Source organism: Paenibacillus sp. V4I9 (assembly GCF_030817295.1).
In the GTDB taxonomy this organism is placed as follows: Bacteria; Bacillota; Bacilli; order Paenibacillales; family NBRC-103111; genus Paenibacillus_E.
In genome coordinates this window covers 7076959-7099288 of sequence record NZ_JAUSZE010000001.1, presented here as the reverse complement: position 1 = coordinate 7099288, position 22330 = coordinate 7076959, and the positions used below count along the sequence as shown (strand labels likewise).

The 22330-nt window shown below is 46.2% G+C and carries 21 protein-coding genes, 2 pseudogenes and 2 riboswitches; of the genes and pseudogenes, 9 read left to right on the top strand and 14 right to left on the bottom strand.

Annotated elements, in window-relative coordinates; all coding sequences use genetic code 11:
- Nucleotides 1-10: 10 nt before the first annotated feature.
- Entirely contained in the window at nt 11-520 is a 510-nt protein-coding gene (locus QFZ81_RS32745) for a DUF4188 domain-containing protein (protein ID WP_307605994.1), read from the top strand.
- Nucleotides 521-723: 203 nt separating this feature from the next.
- Here the strand turns inward: QFZ81_RS32745 and QFZ81_RS32740 are convergent, their stop codons facing one another.
- Together QFZ81_RS32740 and QFZ81_RS32735 are read right to left on the bottom strand one after the other, a co-directional pair.
- Entirely contained in the window at nt 724-1035 is a 312-nt protein-coding gene (locus QFZ81_RS32740) for a DUF3817 domain-containing protein (RefSeq protein ID WP_307605992.1), read from the bottom strand.
- Nucleotides 1036-1103: 68 nt separating this feature from the next.
- Nucleotides 1104-1862 carry an exodeoxyribonuclease III gene (locus tag QFZ81_RS32735; RefSeq protein ID WP_307605990.1) on the bottom strand — a complete coding sequence of 253 codons (759 nt, stop codon included), beginning with the start codon at nt 1860-1862 and terminating at the stop codon, nt 1104-1106.
- A gap of 295 nt (nt 1863-2157) precedes the next feature.
- On the opposite strand from QFZ81_RS32735, the gene cysK reads away from it, so the two are divergent.
- A complete protein-coding gene (gene cysK / locus QFZ81_RS32730) occupies nt 2158-3090 on the top strand; it encodes a cysteine synthase A (protein ID WP_307605989.1) in 933 nt (310 codons plus the stop codon).
- Nucleotides 3091-3171: 81 nt separating this feature from the next.
- Here cysK and QFZ81_RS32725 read toward each other — a convergent pair whose 3' ends face one another.
- From QFZ81_RS32725 to QFZ81_RS32710, 4 genes are all read right to left on the bottom strand, one after another.
- Nucleotides 3172-4707 (bottom strand): MDR family MFS transporter, encoded by a 1536-nt coding sequence (locus QFZ81_RS32725; protein WP_307605986.1) that lies wholly within the window; start codon nt 4705-4707, stop codon nt 3172-3174.
- Nucleotides 4708-4828: 121 nt separating this feature from the next.
- Complete coding sequence (locus QFZ81_RS32720; RefSeq protein ID WP_307437654.1) at nt 4829-5332, bottom strand: hypothetical protein; 504 nt, start codon at nt 5330-5332, stop codon at nt 4829-4831.
- Nucleotides 5329-5799 (bottom strand): hypothetical protein, encoded by a 471-nt coding sequence (locus tag QFZ81_RS32715; protein ID WP_307437656.1) that lies wholly within the window; start codon nt 5797-5799, stop codon nt 5329-5331. Before QFZ81_RS32715 ends, QFZ81_RS32720 begins: the two co-directional genes overlap by 4 nt.
- A gap of 184 nt (nt 5800-5983) precedes the next feature.
- Complete coding sequence (locus QFZ81_RS32710; RefSeq protein WP_307605984.1) at nt 5984-6766, bottom strand: lipase family protein; 783 nt, start codon at nt 6764-6766, stop codon at nt 5984-5986.
- A 149-nt stretch (nt 6767-6915) separates the two neighbouring features.
- On the opposite strand from QFZ81_RS32710, the pseudogene QFZ81_RS32705 reads away from it, so the two are divergent.
- The 3 genes and pseudogenes from QFZ81_RS32705 (at nt 6916) to QFZ81_RS32695 (ending at nt 10804) form a co-directional block, all read left to right on the top strand.
- Nucleotides 6916-8630, top strand: a pseudogene (locus QFZ81_RS32705) (ABC transporter ATP-binding protein).
- A 144-nt stretch (nt 8631-8774) separates the two neighbouring features.
- A complete protein-coding gene (locus QFZ81_RS32700; protein ID WP_307605982.1) occupies nt 8775-9845 on the top strand; it encodes an ABC transporter permease subunit in 1071 nt (356 codons plus the stop codon).
- Nucleotides 9846-9847: 2 nt separating this feature from the next.
- A complete protein-coding gene (locus QFZ81_RS32695) occupies nt 9848-10804 on the top strand; it encodes a hypothetical protein (RefSeq protein ID WP_307605980.1) in 957 nt (318 codons plus the stop codon).
- Between the two features lie 60 nt (nt 10805-10864).
- Here QFZ81_RS32695 and QFZ81_RS32690 read toward each other — a convergent pair whose 3' ends face one another.
- Entirely contained in the window at nt 10865-11443 is a 579-nt protein-coding gene (locus QFZ81_RS32690; RefSeq protein WP_307437669.1) for a hypothetical protein, read from the bottom strand.
- Nucleotides 11444-11641: 198 nt separating this feature from the next.
- Here QFZ81_RS32690 and QFZ81_RS32685 point away from each other — a divergent pair, with 198 nt between their 5' ends.
- The gene (locus QFZ81_RS32685) at nt 11642-12535 is read left to right on the top strand and encodes a class I SAM-dependent methyltransferase (RefSeq protein WP_307437671.1); all 894 of its coding nucleotides are present in this window, start codon (nt 11642-11644) and stop codon (nt 12533-12535) included.
- Between the two features lie 152 nt (nt 12536-12687).
- On the opposite strand, the gene QFZ81_RS32680 is transcribed toward QFZ81_RS32685, so the two are convergent.
- The 6 genes and pseudogenes from QFZ81_RS32680 to QFZ81_RS32655 form a co-directional block, all read right to left on the bottom strand.
- Nucleotides 12688-12867: a hypothetical protein gene (locus QFZ81_RS32680; protein WP_307605977.1), complete on the bottom strand. Its 180-nt coding sequence runs from the start codon at nt 12865-12867 to the stop codon at nt 12688-12690.
- Nucleotides 12868-12922: 55 nt separating this feature from the next.
- Nucleotides 12923-13153 carry a hypothetical protein gene (locus tag QFZ81_RS32675; RefSeq protein ID WP_307437679.1) on the bottom strand — a complete coding sequence of 77 codons (231 nt, stop codon included), beginning with the start codon at nt 13151-13153 and terminating at the stop codon, nt 12923-12925.
- A 62-nt stretch (nt 13154-13215) separates the two neighbouring features.
- Nucleotides 13216-13537 (bottom strand): annotated as a pseudogene (locus tag QFZ81_RS32670) (DMT family transporter).
- Between the two features lie 89 nt (nt 13538-13626).
- Nucleotides 13627-13729: riboswitch (guanidine-I (ykkC/yxkD leader) on the bottom strand.
- A 141-nt stretch (nt 13730-13870) separates the two neighbouring features.
- Entirely contained in the window at nt 13871-14347 is a 477-nt protein-coding gene (locus tag QFZ81_RS32665) for a C40 family peptidase (protein WP_307437685.1), read from the bottom strand.
- A 3-nt stretch (nt 14348-14350) separates the two neighbouring features.
- Nucleotides 14351-14489: riboswitch (cyclic di-AMP (ydaO/yuaA leader) on the bottom strand.
- A gap of 167 nt (nt 14490-14656) precedes the next feature.
- Nucleotides 14657-15475, bottom strand: coding sequence for a hypothetical protein (locus tag QFZ81_RS32660; protein WP_307437688.1), 819 nt, complete (start codon nt 15473-15475; stop codon nt 14657-14659).
- Nucleotides 15476-15551: 76 nt separating this feature from the next.
- Nucleotides 15552-17552 carry a M1 family metallopeptidase gene (locus QFZ81_RS32655; protein ID WP_307605976.1) on the bottom strand — a complete coding sequence of 667 codons (2001 nt, stop codon included), beginning with the start codon at nt 17550-17552 and terminating at the stop codon, nt 15552-15554.
- A gap of 147 nt (nt 17553-17699) precedes the next feature.
- Between QFZ81_RS32655 and QFZ81_RS32650 the strand changes: the two genes are divergently transcribed.
- Both QFZ81_RS32650 and QFZ81_RS32645 read left to right on the top strand, forming a co-directional pair.
- Nucleotides 17700-18227 (top strand): hypothetical protein, encoded by a 528-nt coding sequence (locus tag QFZ81_RS32650; protein WP_307437694.1) that lies wholly within the window; start codon nt 17700-17702, stop codon nt 18225-18227.
- Nucleotides 18228-18353: 126 nt separating this feature from the next.
- Complete coding sequence (locus tag QFZ81_RS32645; RefSeq protein ID WP_307437697.1) at nt 18354-18845, top strand: YwhD family protein; 492 nt, start codon at nt 18354-18356, stop codon at nt 18843-18845.
- 172 nt (nt 18846-19017) lie between these two features.
- On the opposite strand, the gene QFZ81_RS32640 is transcribed toward QFZ81_RS32645, so the two are convergent.
- Complete coding sequence (locus QFZ81_RS32640; RefSeq protein ID WP_373463739.1) at nt 19018-21120, bottom strand: transglycosylase domain-containing protein; 2103 nt, start codon at nt 21118-21120, stop codon at nt 19018-19020.
- Between the two features lie 284 nt (nt 21121-21404).
- Between QFZ81_RS32640 and speE the strand changes: the two genes are divergently transcribed.
- Nucleotides 21405-22232: a polyamine aminopropyltransferase gene (speE, locus tag QFZ81_RS32635; RefSeq protein ID WP_307437700.1), complete on the top strand. Its 828-nt coding sequence runs from the start codon at nt 21405-21407 to the stop codon at nt 22230-22232.
- The last annotated feature ends 98 nt before the right edge of the window (nt 22233-22330 follow it).

Sequence of the window (22330 nt, the reverse complement as noted above, 5' to 3'; positions counted from 1 at the left end):
CGATGAATTTATGAGTAAAGTAATTCCGGGCAGATTTACGGCGCAGATGGATGGTTCTTTCGTTGTCTTTATCATTGGGATGAGAGTGAATAAATTATGGGCTCTGCATAAGTGGCTGCCTGTGGCCAAGGCAATGAATCCGATGCTTCAAGAATTGTATCGCAACCCTGAATTAGGTTTTGTAGAGGCCAGTTTTCATCTCTCTTGGCGAGGCGTGACCATTATCCAGTATTGGAAATCGTTTGAGCAATTAGAACACTATGCTAGACATGGGGCAACCCATTTAGAAGCGTGGCGTAATTTTAATAAAAAGGTTGGAACAGACGGCGTTGTCGGGATTTACCATGAAACCTATTTGATTCCTGAAGGAAATTACGAGTGTGTCTATAACAACATGCCTGTCTTCGGTCTTGCAAAGGCTGGAAGTCACGTCCCCGCTGTCGGAAAACGAGAAACGGCAAGCAGAAGGCTTGGGCGGGATGGAGAGCCTGCCGTTCCAACGCCTTCTAATCCGGCATAAGTGATTGTGCGTTGGGTGAGTGAGCTGCGATTCACTTAATAGGCTAATCTTATGGCTGTGCCAGTTTGCCTTTGTGGCAGGCTGCTGCGGCTTTTTTTGTTTTATAAAAGTCTTGAATTTCAAGACTTGCTGAATAGCAAAAGAACCCCATAGAAGGGGTTCAAAGAAGTGCTTTGGAATGAAATAAGCGGCTTGAACATCGTCTAAGCTCTCTTTTTCGGGTCAATTGGATGCCCCTTTTTTAGCTCCAACTCCTCGTTCTGGATCATACGATCTTGCTTGATGAAGAGGAACGGGATGAAAATACAGCCAATAATTAGGAGTGCTCGTTTCAAGTTCCAACGTCTATTCACAAAAGCGTGTACCGCCGTTAAGATGTAAAGCACGAACATCACACCGTGAAACATACCGCCGACAGAAACGAGTTGAGGCTGGTCCAAGAAGTATTTAAACGGCATGGCTATAAACAGTAGGAAAAGATAGGAGATACCTTCAATATAGCTTGTTAGACGCAAACGCCCTAAGGAAGAGGTTAGTATAATAATCGCTCCAATCTCGTTTTCAACGTTTGAATTTACTTTTATCAGGTCAAATCAAGCTCCAAAACGACAGGACAATGATCGCTGCCCAATATTTCGCAGTCAATTTGTGCATCAATAATTTTAGGACCTAGTCTCGTAGAAGCAAGGAAATAGTCGATTCTCCATCCCACATTCCGTGCTCTTACGCCTGGCATATTAGACCACCACGAGTAGACATCTGTCCGATCAGGGTAGAGATGTCGGAACGTATCAATAAATCCTGCATCCAACAACTCCGTCATTTTGCCGCGTTCCTGAGGGGTAAAGCCCGAATTATTGAGATTCCCTTTCGCATTCTTGATGTCAATTTCATGGTGGGCAACATTCAAATCGCCGCAAACGATAACTGGCTTTTTGGCGTCCAATTGCAAGAGGTGGCTGCGAAAGCGATCTTCCCACTCCACACGGTAATCCAGCCTAGAGAGATCACGCTTCGCATTGGGTGTATAGACGGTCACGAGGTAGAAATTGTCGAACTCCAATGTGAGTATCCGACCCTCCGGCTCTTCGTTCTCCTCCATACCATATCTCACCGAAATCGGTTGAATTCTTGTAAAAACGGCAGTGCCGGAATACCCTTTTTTAACAGCATAATTCCAATATTGTGTATAGGCTTCGCCCAGTACAAGGTTAATTTGTCCTTGCTGCAGCTTCGTCTCTTGAAGACAAAAAATATCTGCTTCCGTTTGCCCGAAATAATCCATAAACCCCTTATTGACACTTGCTCTTAACCCATTAACGTTCCAAGATACTAGTTTCATCTTCACCTTTTCCCCTTGCTGCTTACAGTCATATATAGTTCAGTGTACCATAAGTTCGTCCTCGTCGGCGATGTATGAAGATCTGGGAAGCTTTACTACCCCAACCCCAACCCAACCCCACTCACTCTTACTATTTCAATTCATCGGTGATTATACCAAATAAGGATAATATAAGAAAATAGCATACCGATCTATCAGCATTATTGATTTATTTTTTCACTCGAATGCGTGATATACTGTATTTATCCGATTAAGTTCATGGGTTTAATAATAGATAGGAAGGCGAGGTTTTCTTATGACAAAAATTTATAGCAATTTGACAGAGTTAATCGGTAATACGCCGCTGCTCGAGCTCTGGAATTATAATAATCGGCATGGACTTGATGCCAAAGTCGTCGCGAAGCTGGAGTATTTTAACCCGGCTGGCAGTGTAAAAGATCGTATTGGTTTCGCGATGATTAAAGAAGCTGAAAAATCAGGAAAGATCAATAAAGAAACTGTCATTATCGAGCCTACCAGCGGAAATACAGGAATCGCTCTTGCTTTTGCTGCCGCTGCACTAGGGTATCGGTTAATCATTATTTTGCCTGATTCTTTTAGTATAGAACGCAGGAAATTATTAAAGGCTCTGGGTGCAGAACTCGTTCTCACGCCAGCCTGTGAAGGCATGTTAGGCGCAATTAAAAAAGCAGAGGAATTAGCTGCAAAGATGTCAAACTCATTTATACCGCAGCAATTTAGCAATCCAGCTAATCCGGAGATTCACAGAAATACCACTGCCGAAGAAATATGGAAAGATACAGACGGTAAAGTGGATATTTTCATCGCAGGAGTTGGTACGGGAGGGACGATCACTGGTGTGGGTGAGATACTGAAACAGAGAAATCCATCCGTCCAAGTGATAGCCGTCGAGCCATCCGATTCACCCGTCTTGTCAGGTGGCAGTCGTGGTGTGCATCATATTCAGGGCATCGGTGCTGGGTTTGTTCCAGATAATTTTAAAAGTTCAGTTGTAGATGAAATATTAACAGTGACCAATGAGGATGCCATAACGACGGCCCGTGAACTGGCCAAAACGGAAGGTCTGCTGGTCGGCATCTCATCCGGCGCGGCAGCTTACGCAGCAAGAGAAATTGCGAAACGACCGGAGAATAAAGGGAAGACCATTGTTGTTATCCTGCCAGATACCGGTGAGCGGTATTTGTCTACGAATCTATTTGATGAGTGATAAGTTAAAACGCAAAAAAGACCAGGAATCCGCGGCGGATCTCTGGTCTTTCTGTGTTGCGCGGTTTATACGGAACTTGCCTTAATGCGATGCGGCCGCGAACGTTTCTTTATCTGTTTCTATCACGAGTTTCTCTTTGCTCATGGCAAAAGCGGCAGCTAATGCGAGTACTGCAGGGATAAGTCCCCACGCAAATGTGGCCACGATGGAGGAGGAAAGTCCTTCAGATATTTTACCAAGCACTTGCTCCGGAATTTGGGTGCGAGTCGCCGGGTCAAGCAGAGCATGCGGGTCTTTAAAGTCTAGACCCTGCGGCATCGCGGATTGTCCGCTCCCCGTAAAGGCATCCGATAAATGCCGGGTTAACGAATGGCTTTGAATAATACCGAAGATAGTGATTCCGATCGTCATGCCGAGTGAGCGAAGGAAATTCAGCGTAGAGCTCGCTGCCCCTCGTTGACTGGCAGGTACGGAATGAATGGCAGCGTTACTGAGCACAGAGAATGAAGCGCCGATTCCTAAGCCAACTAATATCATATATATAGTGATAAGCAAACGCGATGAATCTGGTGTCAAAGTAATCAGCAGTGCCATACCTGCCACAAGCAGAATGAGGGTGGAGATCAGGATGGCTCGATATGAAAATTTACTAATGAGGAAGCCGCCAGCGGTAGCTGTAACGACAGTGCCGAGCATCATAGGCAGAAGTACGAGGCCTGAGTTCGTCGCACTTCCTCCGAGAACACCTTGAATGAAGATCGGAATATAGACAGATGCCGTAATGAAGGCTGCTCCGCTTAACATCGCGATCGCATTGCTTGCCGAATAGAGGCGATCCCGAAACATCCGGAAGGAGATAATAGGTTCCTCTGCCCGCGTCTCCACATAGAGGAAACTAACCGTGAGAAGAGCAAATCCAGTAAATAAGCCAATAATCGGAGCGGAGTTCCACGCAAATTGCTTACCGCCAAGCTCCATGGCGAACATTAGGCAGACGATGGCACCTACAAGCGAGAAAGCGCCGGCCCAGTCGATACGCTGTTTAGCATGCTGACGGGATTCCTTATAGAAGATGGCAACCATTAGGAAGGCAATCAGACCAAGTGGTAAATTAATATAAAAAATCCATTCCCATTTAATATAGTCGGTCATATAAGCGCCAAGGAGCGGCCCGAAGATGCTGGACATACCGAACACTGCTCCAAACAAACCCATTAGCTTGCCTCTGCTTTCTGGTTTAACCGCATCGAACATGATTGTGAAGGCAATGGGTACCAAAGCACCTCCGCCAATGCCTTGTATGGCCCGGTACAAGCTTAACTGTACGATCGAGGTGGCTGTTCCACAAAGAGCGGATCCAAGCATAAACACCAAGATACCAAAGATGAAAAAACGTTTACGCCCATACATATCCGATAATTTACCGAAAATCGGCATCCCTGCCATTTCAGCGACCATGTAAGCCGAGGTTACCCAAACGAATTTATCGAGTCCTCCGAGGTCTGCGATAATGGAGCCCATAGCGGTCGCAACGATGGTATTGTCCATCGAAGACATTAGAATGGCTAGCAGTAATCCAGCTAAAACAATGCCGGTTTGGTTCGTTGATTTCGTCATATAATCATTTCCCTTCTTCATTCATTGATTTGTATAAATCGATTATAAACAAACAACCCTGACAAGAGTCTGTCAGGGTTGAAACCTCGTGAGGAAAAGAATTTGCTCTAGAAGTAGTCTATTAAATCGTCTTACGCTCCGGAAAGAACGTTCGGTAAAGTAATAAATGAATAGCTTGCAAAAATAAATAAATCGGTATCGAATAAACGAGCTTATACCCATGTTTGTAATGAAATATACCAACGAGCTCGCTTAGCCACTCGATACCAATGCCCATTGACGTCCAGAGTAAGATATAGGGTAACGTGTAAAAACCACGCACATCCCATTTTTTGTAGAAATAAACAAATATATAACCAAATGGAGCATACATCGTATAGGAGAAAATATCAAACAGCTGATAATGGGATTCGTCACCAACATCGTAGAAATCAAAGGGTGGGACGGCAATCGTATGATCAAACATGAGACCAAAAACAACCCCTATCAATAAATTAAACAAGCTCTGTGTTAAGGTGAATTTTTTTGGTAATATCCAAATCGCAAGGGTCCCCACGACAATCATCGCAATGACGAACCATTCGTTTCCGTTAAATCCATTATCGTAAATGGTTATGTCATTCATAGAGACCTCTCCTTTTGCTTTAGATGAATGAATAAGCGGCCAGCCCAATAAGTGAAAATCATGAGTGAAACGATTAAAAGGCACTCGTAGAAGATGTTCCACTTCACATAGGTTATAGCACCATTCAAGCTTAGGAATTGGCCTGTGCACAAGAGAAAAGTGAATGTATAGAGAGAAATGCCTATTTTTATACTGCGTTTCAATGTGGTCAAATAGACATTGGCAAAAGTGAGAAGTGTTATTGAGAAGGTGAAGTCCCTATGTAAAATAACCGAAAGGAATTCAGGAACCTTTTTACTAAGTTGGAAAAGTCCTAAAGTGTCACTTAAAATCGTTAGTTTGTTAATGTCCACAATAGCTAAGAGCATGTAAAGCAGCACGTTCGTAATGACAGACAACTTATTGGGCAGGACGGCAAATATAAGGATACTAAACCAAACAAAAAGCAGACAAATGACTAGAATCAAGGCAGGGCTCCTTTGCGACAAAATAATCGAATAGCGTAAAAAGATGCAAATAAGTATCGTCTCCTATTTTTACCTTTATTGAGATGTTTAAACCTTCCTCTTAGGAGGGGACAGCTGATCTAAGTAAACAAAATAAAGATTGCCTCCTACCCGGCCTTTCTGGTCTGGTGATTGGCAATCTTTTTCAGTTCGGACAAAATCCCGGAGTCTGTGCGTATAACTGCTGCGTGAAGCGGGGATCCAGCTTGGCAAGTTCAGTGAAATAGTTGCTAATCGAGTGGTTAGCGGAGACGGAGCCCCCTTGAAAAGTTAATTCAACCCCCTTTTTCACATGAATATAGTGGTAAATCTTTTCTGTTCGAGGAGATGTATAGATGAAGGGCGGAAGCAAAGGAACGAAGTCGTTGGTATTATAAATCCGATAATGAGGCCCAGTCCTATGGTTGAAAAGACTAGCGAATGCCTGATTTCCAACACGCGGTGAAGCATAAGTATACACGGATGGATTATTAAATTTCGTGTTTGTGGAAATATCGGTGGCGCATAACGCAGTGAGAGCTCCACCAAGACTATGCCCTGTAATGTACAGCGTTTTCTCAGTGGAAAGTTTGTTTAGCGCTGTTACAATCGATTTGCGGGCTGAACGGTAGATGTCGAGAAACCCTTCGTGTACGAAGCACTGCTCTTTGGTGTAAGGAAACTGGATTTGCCTGGCAATGGCATCGGAGATCCAATCGGATGTCGTATGCGTGCCTCGAAAAACGATGACAATTTGTCTATCGGATTCGGCAATAAAGCCGAACAATTCTTTTTCACTCAGGATGGAGGTGGCCTTGAAGGAAGAAACCAACCGGTAATTGTGTGGCATAATAACGCTTTCGGGACCATTTTCAAATTGGATATAACTTTGGCTGCACATAGCTGCTAGAAAGATGGCCGTCCGTGTATCTAATGAGTTGCTGAGCATAAGTCGATTCCTCCATATACACAGGATGCCTTTCTCCTATATATATGAAAATAGTGGACAGCTGTCCTCCGACAATCGCCTATTTTCTAGGAGACTTTCAGCTGGCAGATCCTATCAGGTATAATAGGCGAAGGAAGGTGGAGATATATGTGTTAAAACGCTTTTTTTCGTATTATCGGCCCTATAAGCACTTATTTATTTTGGATTTTACCTGTGCGGTCGTGGCTGGGCTCCTAGAACTGGGTTTCCCGCTTGCTGTTAATCAGGTCGTCGATAAATTGCTTCCTGCCGGGAATTGGATTTGGATTCTTTGGGCCTGCGCGGGCTTGCTTGCTGTCTACGGACTCAACACGGTACTGAATTTCATAGTCACGTATTGGGGACATAAGCTAGGGATTAATATCGAGACGGATATGCGGAAAAAGATGTTCGATCATCTGCAGAAGCTCTCATTTCGGTTCTATGACAATAACAAAACGGGTCAATTGATGTCCCGTATGGCAAACGATCTACTAGAAATTGGTGAAGTTGCGCATCATGGCCCAGAGGACTTGTTCATCGCGGTTATGACGCTGATCGGTGCACTCCTGCTTATGCTTCATATTAATATGAAGTTAGCGCTCCTAACCTTCGTTATTGTCCCATTCTTGCTATGGATAGCGGTGTATTTTAATCAAAAAATGACGAAAACGTTCCGACGAATGATGGGCGACCTTGCCGATATTAACGCAAGAGTCGAAGACAATATTGGCGGGATTCGTGTTGTTCAAGCTTTCGCAAATAGTCCTATGAGAAGAAACTGTTTGAGGATAACAATGGACGGTTCCGGTTGACGAAGCTGCTTTCCTATAAAATCATGGCGTGGAATGTTTCGCTGAGTTACATTTTGATGCGTCTGGTAACGGTTTTCGTTCTTATTTGCGGCACGTGGTTCGTGATTGACAAGCAGATTACCTATGGAGAATTTATTGCTTTCGTTCTCTTAACGAACGTTTTTCTTGGTCCCATTCAGAAGATTAATAATGTCATTGAGAGCTACCCCAAGGGAATTGCCGGCTTTAAACGGTATGTTGAAGTCATTGATACGGAGCCAGAGGTAGCTGATCAGCCGAATGCAATGAAGGTTAGCCATCTCGATGGTCAAATTACGTTCGACTCGGTGTCATTCGGCTACGGGGATGAAGCCCGTGTATTGAATGATATCAGCTTATCTATTCGTGCGGGAGAAACCGTTGCTTTCGTGGGTCCATCAGGTGCAGGGAAGACCACGATCTGCAGCCTGCTGCCCCGATTTTATGACGTGAGTGCGGGCAGCATTTCCATTGATGGCCTCGATATTCGCAGCATCCAGCTGGAGTCGCTGCGCCGTCAGATCGGCATCGTGCAGCAGGATGTGTTCCTGTTCTCCGGCACCTTGCGGGAGAACATCGCGTACGGCAAGCTTGGCGCGACGGATGAGGAAATCTGGGAAGCTGCGCGGCGTGCGCAGCTGGAGGTTTATATCCAGACGCAGCCGAAGGGGCTGGATACGGTTGTAGGTGAGCGCGGCGTTAAGCTCTCTGGCGGTCAGAAGCAGCGCCTCGCGATCGCGCGGATGTTCTTGAAGAATCCGCCGATTCTCATCCTCGATGAGGCGACGTCGGCACTCGACACGGAGACAGAGGCGGCGATTCAGCAGTCGCTCTCCGAGCTGTCGCGTGGCCGCACGACGCTAGTCATTGCCCACCGGCTGGCGACGATCAAGAATGCCGATCGTATCGTCGTCGTGACGGAGCAAGGCATCACCGAGCAGGGCGGGCACGAGGAGCTCATCGCTGTTGGCGGTGTGTACAGCCGCTTACACCAAGCGCAGTTCAGCTCTTGAGCTGGGCTGCAGCAAGCTAGCTTAGGCTAGTTCGCTGCAGCCTCTTTTTATTCCCAAAGATAGGATAGAACTTCCAAATGAATCGTGATAAACTATGACAATAGTTATCTACCAACGGTGAATAATAGAGCGAGGTGACGATAGTTGAAGTCGATATTTCGGTGGTTGTTGCTTGGGGTATTTACACTTGTGTGCATCTTCTTTCTGAGCAATATCCGTAATGCCTTTTTATCTACGCAGCCGGATCAGATTCGGGTCGCTATAGGTCCGGATACGAGCATCCAGAAAATAAGTGAGCAGTTGCCTGGCAGCCAAGTTCTGAATGAAAAAGGAGGCGTATTGTCTGTTCCTTATGGAAAGTCGTGGGACTACATCGGAAAGACAACGTCCATTAAAGGCATATTTCGCGCTACAACTGTGCCTCTTGAGTATCCCATTATTTCCTGGCGTTATTACGGTTATTCGCTGATAGATCAAATCAAAGGTTTCGCTCATGGTGATTTTGGCAAATTCCGCAGTCCTTTCAATAGGAAAGAGGTTGCTGTTCTTGGTGAGCTCCCCAACATGCTTCTTCGCACATGCACTTATTTCATTCCTGGTTTACTGCTTGCGATTGTGCTTAGTGTGCTATTTACGATGATAGCATCCATGTTCCGCCGATTAGGTGCCTTGATGGATGGTACACATGCCTTGCTTGTTGGCTTGCCTGATTTTTTCTTAATCGTTCTCATCCAATTGGGGGCGATCTATGCGACAAAATATTTGGGACACTTTGTGCTGCTTATTGTTCAAGTCGGTGATAAGACGCCGTTCCTCATCCCCTTTCTCACGATCGCGCTGATTCCCTCGGTCACCATCTACGGCACCCTTCGCATCGCGATCGCGCGTGAACTTGGACAGGATTATGTGGTTACCGCACTAGCCAAAGGGTTAACCCGCAGAGAGGTGCTCATCTCTCATGTTATGCGAAATGTAATGGCGGATTTGCTAGCGATCTTACCCAAAGCGACCACACTGGCACTTGCCAGTATGGCTGTTGCGGAAGCCATCTGCGGAATCTCCGGCTTGGGAGGCTTTATCGTCTCCCCAGCATTACAGAGTGTCTCCTCCATGTCGGCTATCTGTATGGCACTTGCGCTAGTCGCTATGGCTTTTCATGTGTTCTACGCACTGCTGCGCAAGAAGTGTATTGTTCGGACAGGGGAGGTGGTTTGACGATGTTGAAACGCTCATCAACTGCTTACTACTGTTCGATTACACTCATCGTACTCATCCTGCTTGTGATGATATTCGGCACATGGCTGATGCCCCATGGGGTTACACCGGATGACAAGATTAATATGCTCCAATATCAAGAGGATGGTAAAACGAGATACAGCATTCCTCCATACGCGCCGAACAGCACCTTCCTGCTGGGCACCGATCATAGGGGCTTTGATGTGCTGAGCTTATTGTTGAATGGGTTGAAATATACACTGGGTACGGCATTAGCGTTAACTTTGATTCGCTTTGTTTTTGCCCTCCCATGGGGATTGTGGAGCGGGACTACGGGCAGAGGATGGAGCATTCTTCGCTCCATGCAGTGGGTCGTTTCCTCTATGCCTGCATTTGTCTTTTTGTTCCCGCCTTTAGCAGGCATGTACTTTGGGCTGCGGCTCGATCAGGGGCTGAAGGCGGACCCGCATTACCAGCTGCTGTTCACGGTTACGTTTGTTAGCCTAGTCACATTCATTGGGATATTCCCGTTAGCCCATCAAGTGGCAGATCGGACACGTTATTATAATGAACGACTTTTTATTGAGGCATCACGTTTGATGGGTGGTTCTGTATACCATCGAACGATGCGACATTTGGTTCCCTGTATGAGAAATGAAATGTTGTTCATCTTCCTGAGCGAATTCATGCAGGTGCTTTTCTTGTTAGGGCAGTTGGCTGTTTTTAACATTGTACTTGGCGGGGTTGAGACAATTGGTGATAGCGATGCGGGCTATTCCATTGCCATCACAACATCGGGTGAATGGTTATCGCTAATCGCCTATGGCTCAAGGTACATTCGACTGCATCCATGGATTATTCTGAGTGCAGGCACCAGCTTCGCAGGACTATTCCTAGCACTGCAGTTTTTCTTGAATCAGCTCAAACACCGCTACGGCAGTGAACGTCAATTGATGTAAAAGCAAAAAAAAGGTCGGGGTTCCATCCTGAGGATGGGCTCCGACCTTTTTCCATGTGAATTATCGTCGTAATGAGCTGAGTTGGATGTCCAATCTAGCAGCTACGCCTGCAGGCGCAGCATCACTACGAGGTCCACCAAAGTTAAAAGCGATGATGACGATGTCATTACGACCCTGTCTTAAGAAGCGACGTACGTTGAAGGTGCGACCAGTGTTGTAGAATGAAGGGGTATTCTGTGGTGCATCATAGACCACCGGCACACCATTGATGATCACAACAGCGTAATTGTCGACCGACAAGAAGAGCGATGCGGCGAGAATGGCTCTCCGCTGCGAGAGCGAGAATCGTGTCGAAATGACGGCATTCTCAGCGCTCAGATTGCCGGAGTACCATACATAGTTGGCGTTAGTCACCGGTACCCATGCTGGATTACGAGGAATGATCTGGGCGTTGAACCAAGAATTATCGGTTCCGATCGAGATTGTACGCTGGCTCAGAAAGCGGCCTGCTCCTAGTCTGTTGTGCTTTCTCAGTTGAGCGTGGTACAGTAGCATTGCCTTCGTTCTCGGTAGGCCTGAACATTTAGGAAGTCTAACAATTTTAGTCGGTCTACCTGCGATACGTTGTTTCTTAATCATCTAACCATCTCCTATCAAAATATGAATTTACTTACAAAGTATTCTATGTTTGATAGAGTGATTTGCGAGGGTTAATAGCTGATAGAGTTCTAAAAATGCAGCCTCAATTTTTAACTTGCCGTCAAAAAGTAATTTAAGTGTTATATTAACACATAATATATGTTAAAATAATGGAAAATCATGAGGGAGATGCCTAACGTGGATAACAAGAATGACAAAACCAAAAGACTCTCTGTTTACTTACCGGAGAAAGTAAAGTCGGACCTAGAGCAAATGGCCGACGAAACGGGTCTGTCGATGACACAGCTAATTGTGATGGCCACGCATGGCTTGCTAGCTAACTACTCCGCACAGGGTGGCGCTATTTTCGCTGATTTATTGGCAGCCAGACAACGAATTCTCCACGAAGTGAAGGATAAGCATCAGCTTTTAAACGAGGAGAAAGTGAAAATGCAAGAATACTACGGCGCCCGAGCGGAAGAGTATGAACGGATTTACCATCGGGAGGACGCTGAGTTCCAACAAGAGCTTGTACTTCTGGCAGCAATGATTAGGAAGCAGGTGGAGGGTCGCAACGTACTTGAGGTAGCCTGTGGGACAGGGTATTGGACCGAAATTGCGGCGGGCACTGCTAAGCACATCGTAGGTGTTGATATTCGTCCAGAAGTGCTGCAAATTGCTAAATCGAAGCCTTGGCCAGCTTCAAATGCAGCATTTGTTCAGGGAGATGCGTACCAGCTCTCCGAAGTGACAGGGGCTTTCGACTTTGGTCTTGCCAACTTCTGGTTTTCACATATTCCGAAGAATCGGATCGAGTCATTTCTGCAGAGTTTCCACCAACGTCTAGGCACAGGTGCCCGCGTCTTTATCGCCGATAATGTTTACGTGTCCGGAAGAGGCGGAGAGTTGCTAACGAATGAACATAGTGAGGATACCTACAAAAGACGCGAGCTGGCTGACGGATCCATGCATGAAATTATCAAAAACTACTACTCGTATGAAGAACTAAACGACATTTTTAAGCCCTTATCTCAGCATTTGCGAATTTTTGTGGGAAACAGCTTCTGGTATGTCAGCTACACAGTTGCATAATAATTAATTTCGCGTCAGTACTCACGATATACATTAGACCAACAAAAAAAGCTTAGTCAAGGCCCTGCGGCTGCTTTCTGACTAAGCTTTTTCTATATGGGATTCCCAATAGAACAATGAATTCCTCATTAAAATTCACATCTTCAATCTAATTATTTATTATTTTCATTTTGTCGTTTTTTCATTACGTTATTCACTAAGTTTTGAGTTGCGTCTTGCGAGGATGCAGTTACGTTTTCAATGGCGTTCTGTACATAATTTGTTGCGGATTGAACCCCGTTTTTAAAGATACTCGTTTTGTTTACATCAACGTTATTCGTATTGTCAGACATCGTTCATACCTCCAATGATAGATTCTAGATGTAATATTTGAACTGTCGGTTAACCTTAACTATCCAAATCAGCGGCGGCATCGAAGACGTTCTCTTTCGGTACCTGAGTCAAATCTTCCTTTTGCTGCACCCAATAACCGACGTTTCTGTACCAGTACTGAAACGAATCGTCCAATTGCTGCTCTCGGTTGCGATCCTCGTTAACATCGGAGTCAACTTCTAACCCCTCCCCGAGAAACTGGTCATTACGATTCTGTTTTCGATTGATATCATCAGATGTATTCACGTTGAATTTCCCTCCTTGTATGGCTTAATCTGCATAGATAGGGTCCGATTTATTCAAAATCCCTAATGCCCAGAAGTAAATTTAAGACCTAGAACACCAACTAAGATCAGAATCATGAACAAGATCCATTGTTAAACTAATGGGTTCATCTAGAAAAAGGGTGCCGATAATAATCGCACCGACAGCACCAATGCCGGTCCAAGCCGCGTATGCTGTGCCGATGGGAAGAGTTTTCGTGGCTGCCGCTAGAAAATAAAAACTTACAATCATCCCTGCGATCGTGACGCTGGAAGGAACTAAACGTGTAAAACCATTAGAAAATTTCAACGAGATCGCCCATACTACCTCAAATACACCTGCAATGACGAGATATAACCATGCCATGATGAATCACTCCTCTTGAATTTGTTATACGTACCTATTAAGTCGCAAAAAAAGGAAAAAGCCCGGGAGTTATATCGCTAAAGCGATATGACTCCCGGGCTTTTTCCCCTCCGTGACCACAGCGTATTCGCTGTGTGTTTCCCCTTGGACCAGACTGGCGATGAACGCCACGGAACCCTAGAAAACGACATGCCGTTATTATAGAACGGCTAACATTCGATGTCAAGTTACAAGCTTCTCTTTATACGCTATGCCTCCGAAATGAATAAAAGCCCTGAAAGCTGCTCTTTCGAGCGGGGCTTTCCGGGCTTCATTCATGAATCGTGCAAGAATTTACTTGGATTCAGCAGTTAATTGGTTGTAGATATCATCCCACAGAACACGTCGGGCTGATACATACCGCTTCGCGTAATAAGATTGGCTAAGTTTGTTTTTCACTATACCTTCATTGGATGCAGAGTGAATGAATTCACCGTCTCCAAGGTAGATACCTACGTGAGAGATACCTTTGCCGCCGCTTGTGTCAAAGAACACAAGATCACCTTTGCGAAGATCCTTTTTGTCAATCCAGTAGCCTTCTTTATTCTGAGATGCTGAGCTATGCGGAAGGTCAATGCCGAATTTGTCGAAAACGTATGCGGTGAAACCAGAGCAGTCAAAGCCTCTTGTTGTCGTTCCCGCATCTCTGTACGGAATTCCGAGCAATCCGTCAACCGTTTCATCCAAAGTGGATTGTGACGCAGACACACTTCCTAAACCTACACTCAAAAACAAAACAAGACTAAAAACAAGAACAACAATCTTTCTCAACTGCTTGTCTCCTTCCGGTGCCTACGAGGTTAGCTGGAGGGTTCGGTTGAAGGTTCCCTATGATCCCTGTCTTGCAAGATCAATTCACCCGGTGTGGTTCCCCCGTTTCCCCAAAAAATGGGGAATTCGGCATGAAATATTTGGTTTTTTGATGCTAGTCCTTGTAATTCGTCATAAACATCGAAATTCCTCCTTTTCTATGCATTTTGTCTTAAAAATATGTCAATAGTTCGGAAAAGAGACAAAAAAAAGCCCCTTTTGCAAGGGGGAGAACCAATATAAGCCAACTTTAACTTATTTTATTTGTTTTTAACTGTCCATTTTTGCAGAAAGAAGCTGATATTGGGATGTTATGGCCCACATTTGGATGAAAATGTGGAAAAGCGGGAAGAGCTGATAAATGATTAGCGCTACCAGACCTGCCCAGATGTAAGTTGCAGTGACAGTGACCCCTGCCAATAGTCCCGAGACGAGCAGGAGGATAAGCGCAAGCCCGATAATAGGAAGAAAACTGCGAACGAAAGTGATGACGGTGGACAAAATGCCAAGTTTGGCAGCAACCGCGAATTGTACGTACATAAAAAGAAGATGTAAGAGAAAGCCATAGACGAGCAAGCCCAGAAACCAAGGCAGCAATTGGAGAACTGCTTGCTCATACGAAGTGGTATGTGCGAATTGTTTTTGCGCTTTAGGAAACAGCCATACGAGCGGCAGTAAGGAAAGCGAGATTCGAACGACATACGCGATTAGGAATGGGAGCATGAGCTCCTTGATGCCTCGGAAAAAGCGATAGCCGGCATTTTGCTGGGAATGGGTCAGCGAATAGTAGACGCCGCTATTTAACATGGGGGTGAGCAGCATGCGAATAACAAGTAGAGCAGCCAGCCACCAGAGGTAGGAATGGCTAAGATCGGTTTTGACCAGTTGGAACTGTCCTTCAGCTAGAAATAGCTGCAGCGCTTGCTTCGGCTGCTCGCCACCTGGATAGCGGTGCATGAGAGGGACGAGAACACCCTGTACAAGCTTATACAGCAGGATGCCCCAGCCCATCTGATACAGGAACAAGACGATCGTGGCGAAAGGTTGCCGTAAAGCCGCCCTGAAGCCAGACTTGATATAAGTTGCCACAGTTGTCCCTCCTAAGAGTTTTGCTTTAGCAAAACTTACTTCGTAAGCATGTACCTAAGAGTTTTGCTTTAGTCGCTTACCAGGCGACCCAGCCGAAAATGGCTTGCAGGAATTGAATGAGACCGAGATTCCAACGGATTTTCCACTTCGTATCCACTTGCGTTTGCATAAAATTATTAATATGTTTATTTTCCAGCACGAGCGAGTAATTAGGATCAATTCGAACCCAGTCTACAGGAGTCTTGTGGGTTAATTTGAATTCGATACTGCTTTCTTTACCATCCCATGTTTTATCCAGTACAGTGCCGTCAGAGAAATGGAACTGGATCGGCACTTCAGGCGAATTGCCGCCGCGTTTGGAGATGAGAACTGCACTTTCGTAGGACTCTGCCCCTTTGCTGCCCAAGGATTTGACTCGGATGCTCTCCACCGAATAATCCATCATCATGGCGCCGTATACATATTGATTGAAGAAATCATCCCACTTCGTCTTGGTCACTTCTTCGACAACGTTCTGGAAGTCCTTCGTAGAAGGGTGTTTGAATTCCCATCGTTGGAAATAAGTGCGCATGATGCGGTCCATCGTCTTACTGCCAACCTGTTTCTCAATGGCTTTAAGTACGAGCTTTCCTCGTGTGTACACATTCTCTGCGTATTGATCATGTCCCGTATAGGCCCATGAGTTCTGCTGCAGGGTATGAGGAGATGTAATAAAGCTTGACTCGACAGGTAAATTAGGGGACACCCCGTACTCCGCTTCCATGACTTTATCCTCTGCATAGGAGGTAAAGCCCTCATCCAGCCAAGCTTCTTCGAATTCATTGCTAGCTACGATTCCATAGAAGAATTGATGTCCAATCTCGTGAACAACGACGCGTTCTAGCTCTAGATCTGGTTTCTTGTCGCTAGCATCCCACGACGTCACCAAAGTTGGATATTCCATACCGCCCACACCGTTGCCTCCTGGGGGAGGTACGACAATCGAAAGGGTCGAATAAGGATACGATCCGTACCATTGGCTGTAGCGGGAAAGTGCCTTTTTAGCGGCATACATATAGCGGTCCTTCAAGTCCTGATGATTGGGATCCAGATAGAGCTTGATCTTGACCCCGGGTATTTGTGCGGTCGAGTAGGGTTCTTCCACATAAACGAAATGAGGCGATGCCGACCAAGCGAAGTCATGCACATCATCCGCATAAAATTGGTACGTCTTCATCCCGTTGTCGGTCACAGCAGGCTTAACGGGGAAACCAGTAGCTGCTACGATGTAGTTCGCCGGCACTTGAATTTTCACGTCATACATCCCGAAATCGGCATAAAATTCCGAATTTCCATGGTACTGGTGGAGATTCCAACCCGGCTCTGTACGTCCTCTTGTTCCAATCCGTTCATAGGCAGCAACTTTAGGGAACCACTGTCCGGCCATGACGAAGTCATCCACATAGCCCATTCTTGCGAAGGCGGCAGGCAGCTTGACGAGGAATTCTGTCTTGATCGTGACTTGCTCCCCGGCCCCTACCGGTTTAGGCAGTGGGATTTTGAGCAGCGTATGATCGTCCTTGTTGCCGTCATCGGGCTGCACGAACGCCATGCGCATACTGAGATCCTCGCCGTCAACCGTTTTCACAGAAAGCAACTTCATACTGCCACTACTGTCTGCCTTGGCTTCATCTTCACGCAGCTTACCACCAGATTCACGCATAAACGTCGTTTTCTTTGAGGCAAATGCATTGGGATACAGATGGAGGTAAAGCTCTTGCACAGGAACGGTTCCCGGATTTTCCCAAGTCAACGTTTGCTGCCCATTGAGCTGCCTCGTTTCGGGCGTATAAGCAACGTTCATGTGATACTCCGCAATACGATAGCTAAGCGCTGTTGGCGCTTGCTTCTCTAATGACTTGGCGCTATCTGCAGGCTGCATGTCCGGCGCCGGAGCAGACTTTTCATCCTTAGAGACGACTGGAACGGCCCATTTACTTGCAGATGGGAGCAAATTTTCAGACAGCAGGACAGTGCCTGCTGCAAGGAGCATGACAACGAACCATTGAACCTTGCGGTTTTTGAATAGAACACTCATGATATCCACCCCGCCTAAACAAGCATCTACAGCATGTATATGTAGACAACCTAGGGAATATTTCTGAGCTTGGAAAAGAATTGTTAGAAGGAGGGGGAACGAAGTGGCTAATTAATGAGTCTATAAGGTATAAGGGGTGTGGAATCGATGTATAAATTTAGAAAAGTGATCGTTGTTTTGAGCTGCTTCGTTGGTCTGATTGTTCTCATCACTGTGCTTTCTCAATTTTCTTGGTTTCCTAAAGCGGTTAACGTACAATCTGGGGAACAGGTTACGCCAGTAGCAGAGATGGATAAGGCAGAGGTAAGTCCTGTTTTTCAAAGCGGCAGCTATCAATTGCAGGGAGAGAAGGGAAAGATCGGCCTCCTGAGTCCAGGGGGTTATAAGGTAAATATGCCTAACAAATATATGTGGCACATATGGAAGCAGGGCGAGCCTCTGACAGGGAAGAAATTCCGCGTTGAAGCAGTGAGTGTTACAACCGGAGAGAAAAAACAGGTTTTACTGCAAAATAATGCCTTAGTCGGGGAAATGAATTGGCCGGGAAAGGTACCGATGAATGGGGCTGATGCGGGGTTTCCCGCAATGATGAGGTTTGATAACCCGGGCGTTTGGCGTTTGGATGCTTTTATAGATGAAAGGGCCGTCGGCAGTATCACGGTGGAAGTGAAGTAGTAAAAGACGGTAACGAGTAACTATCCCCCCACACTAACAGCAACCAGCCCTTGTTCTGGAGGATGACTTTAGCTACAATGAAAGCAAAGCGTCATTTTAACATTACGAAGACTGGAAGGTGCCCTCATGGAAGCGGATAAAAAGAAGCTGGCCTTAAATATAGTAAGTTCCAAAGTGAACCATAAAGGATTCGGTGCCGGAGCGATCGACCTAAGCAACGTATCTGGTGTCATTATTGATGGGGATGAGGCCTACCTGGACGAAGGTACCCTTCATGCCAAAAGCAAGATCGAAAAAGGCATCAAATTCTCAACGAACAAAGAAGATGTGCCGAGTGGCCGTAAAGCTTGGATCGTTTGGGTGGCAGTAGACCGTACCGAAGAAGGGGCTTACTACGCCGGAATGACAGCTTGCGAAATGTTGATTGACACAGAAGCTCGCAGAGGGTGGAAAATTCTAGCCGAGCACGTGAACAAAATGGATGCTGCAATGAAGCGTAAATTCATCTTCGACGGCTTGGATGACAAGGAGCGGGCGCTGCTCAAAAATCAGCTGATCGCACACAACGAGGAATGGTGGAATCGCTCGGATCAAGCATTGAAAGATGCACTTTCCTAAGCGATCAAACGCATGAATCGAGATTATGAACATTATGTGTCATCCATTGTTACGTTTGGGTGAACCTTGTATACTAGACCCTAGTGTATGTTACCTCATATACTAGGACAGCAAAAAGGCAGACTAAGACGCGCTTAGTTCTGCCTTTTTGTGTTCTCTGGAAACAGGCGGATCAGTCGTTCCACCAACGTTTGATATCATTCCACCAAGAGCCGTTTTGACCTTTAGGGGTGCTCTTTGGATCATCGTTCGAAGCTGGCTTCGCGGGTTTGCCTGTGCAGAACGTTGTCGGCTCCGTGCCAACCAGGAAAGCCTCCATGTGTGAGTTCGGACAGTCCTCATTGGACAGCTTGCCGCTCACCGGATCAATATAGACACTGGTTACTCCTTCAGGAATCGGGAACAACTTAGGCGGTATCGCCTCTAACGTTTGTTCGGTGAATTCCGCGAAGATCGGAGAAGCCAAGTGAGACTCAACTGTGGAAATATCCCTACTTTTGTCATAGCCGACCCATACGGCGGTTGCGAGCTCCGGTGTGAAGCCAACCAGCCACGCATCGGTGTCGGTCGTGCCGGTTTTGCCGGCTATCGGACGTTTAATCGTGCTGGCTACGCGGTTGCCGGTTCCGCCCTCTTCGAACACGCTCTCCATCAGATTCGTCATCACATAGGCGACAGCTGGATCAAGCACTTGCTCCTCTTGCGGGTTCGCTTCATATAAAATTTGACCGTTCGCATCCTCAATACGCACAATCGCTGTTGTTTCATGATGTATGCCTTGATTCGCAATCGATCCGAACGCTGACGCCATCTCTAGTGGGCTCACGGGGAAGGAACCCAGTGCTAGCGACGGCAGAGGCTTCATCGGAGAAGCTATACCCAACTTGCGAGCCAGATCGATGACCTTCGCAGGACCGACGTCTAGAATCGTATGCACCGCATAGATGTTGTCCGACTTCGAAATCGCCTGCCGCATATCAATATTAACATTGGCATACTGATCGTTAAAGTTTCTGGGTGTGTACCGTTGACGGCCTTCATCGTAGGTAAACACCGTCGGCTCACTTTTTACCTGCGTCACAGGTGTATAGCCATTTTGCAGAGCGACCATATAAACAATCGGTTTAAAAGAGGACCCCGGCTGTCTCGTATTCGATAGTGCACGGTTGAACTGATTCTCGGAATAGTCGCGACCGCCGACCATCGCTTTAATTTCTCCTGTCCTTGGGTCGATTGCCACCAGGGCGGCTTGAAGGTCTAGTTTACCCGTCAGCTGCTTCGTAATCACAGTCTCAGCAATCTGCTGAGCATTTTTATCCAGTGTCGTGAAGATACGAATGCCACCCTGATCGAACTGTTCCTCCGGAATGCCCAGCTTATCAGTTGCCAGTGCTCGTACATAATCCCGGAAGTAGGGGGCTGCGGCGGGCTTCTTCTTCGTAAGGGGCTGAATCGTCAGCTTCTCTTTGCCTGCGGCGTCAGCAGCGCTTTGTGTAATGAAGCCACTGCGCACCATCGTCTGCAGCACCACCTTTTGCCGATCCATCGCATTCTTCAGGTCATAATATGGCGAGTAGTAGCGAGGTCCTTTAGGGACACCGGCGATCATAGCGCTTTCCGCCAACGTTAATTCACTGGCATGCTTGCCGAAGAAAAGCTCGGAAGCCGTTTCAATCCCATACGTCGAATGACCGTAGTAGATCTGATTCAAATAATTCGTCAGAATTTCATCTTTGGTCAACTGCATTTCCATTTGCACAGCGAACACGGTTTCTTTGATTTTACGCGACCAAGTCCGGTCATGATTTAAATATAAATTCCGAGCTAATTGCTGAGTTATCGTTCCTGCACCTTGCACCTTAGCCATAGCTTGCACATTGACAACAGCCGCCCTGGCAACTGCCTTCACATCTACGCCGAAATGATCATAGAAATGTTGATCCTCCACAGCGAGCGTTGCTTTAATGAGATAAGGCGATATTTCGCTCAGTGAGACAACCTGTCGATTTTGACCCGAATAGAAGGTATCGATCAGTTCGCCATGTGTATCGTACATTTGGGAGGTTTGCAGCATTTTGGTAACGGGCAGTGTTTGAGCACGCAAATAGACGAGAAAGCCAGCTGCCACGACAAGGAGCAGAACGCAGGAAGTGAATAGGAATGAGAACATTTTCTTAATACGACGCATCCAGCGCATTGACGCAGGTACCTCTTTATCCCTCGGTGCTTGTTGTGAGCCTGTGGATGGCTGACGTTGGTTCTCGTTCTCGGACATCTCTTCTTACCTCCTTTCTCCATGCTCTAAAGCATTACTATCCAGTATGGAAAAGCTTGGCAGTCCGTATTCAACAAATTGTAAATATTTTTTGTTAAATGTTCAAAAACCCTAGGAAAATATTGCATTTTGGGGGTAATGAACTATAATACAATTTGTGCGTGTGAAGGGGTTGGGAATTAAAGATCCGCTTCGCATGACTTTTCCAACTGGTGGAACACTGTTAGAGACAACGAATGTCAGGATTTATTCATCCAAATATAGCAGCGAAAGAAGGTATAAACATGGAACTGTGGTACACAGAGAAACAAACCGATAGCTTCGGCATTACAGCAAAAGTAAAAGAGACATATGTAAGAGAACAAACGGACTTCCAAGACCTTTCAATGATCGAAACCGAAGAATGGGGAACAATGCTTACCCTGGACGGTATGGTTATGACAACGGTTAGAGACGAATTCGTCTATCATGAGATGGTTGCTCACCCTGCGCTTGTTACCCACCCGAACCCAGAGAACGTGCTTGTAGTAGGCGGCGGCGACGGCGGAGTAATCCGTGAAATCATGAAACACCCGAAAGTGAAAAAAGCTGTTCTTGTTGATATCGACGGTAAAGTAATTGAGTACTCCAAAAAGTACCTGCCAACCATTGCCGGCGAACTAGACAACCCACGTGTAGAAGTCATTGTTAACGATGGCTACATGCACATTCACGATCACAAAAACACCTACGACGTGATCATGGTCGATTCCACTGAACCTGTTGGTCCAGCTGTTGAGCTGTTCTCCAAAGGCTTCTACCAAGGTATCTTTGATGCGTTAAAAGAAGACGGGATCTTCGTTGCACAAACGGATAACCCTTGGTTCAAAGCAGACCTGATCCAAACAGTTAACCGTGATGTCAAAGAAATCTTCCCAATCGTACGTGTGTACAGTGCGAACATTCCTACGTACCCAAGCGGTCTCTGGACCTTCACAATGGGCAGCAAAAAGCACGATCCACTGCAAGTTGAGGAAGCAGCAATCCCGGAATTCCCAACGAAGTACTACACACCACGCCTACATAGAGCGGCTTTTGTATTGCCTAAATTTGTTGAAGATTTGATTAAATAATGAAATTGAACCGCCGGTTGTTTCTGTGCATGTCACGGGATCACTGGCGGTTTTTGTTTTGGCGGCTTGGGTTGCGGATGCCCTACTTTGGTCGGACT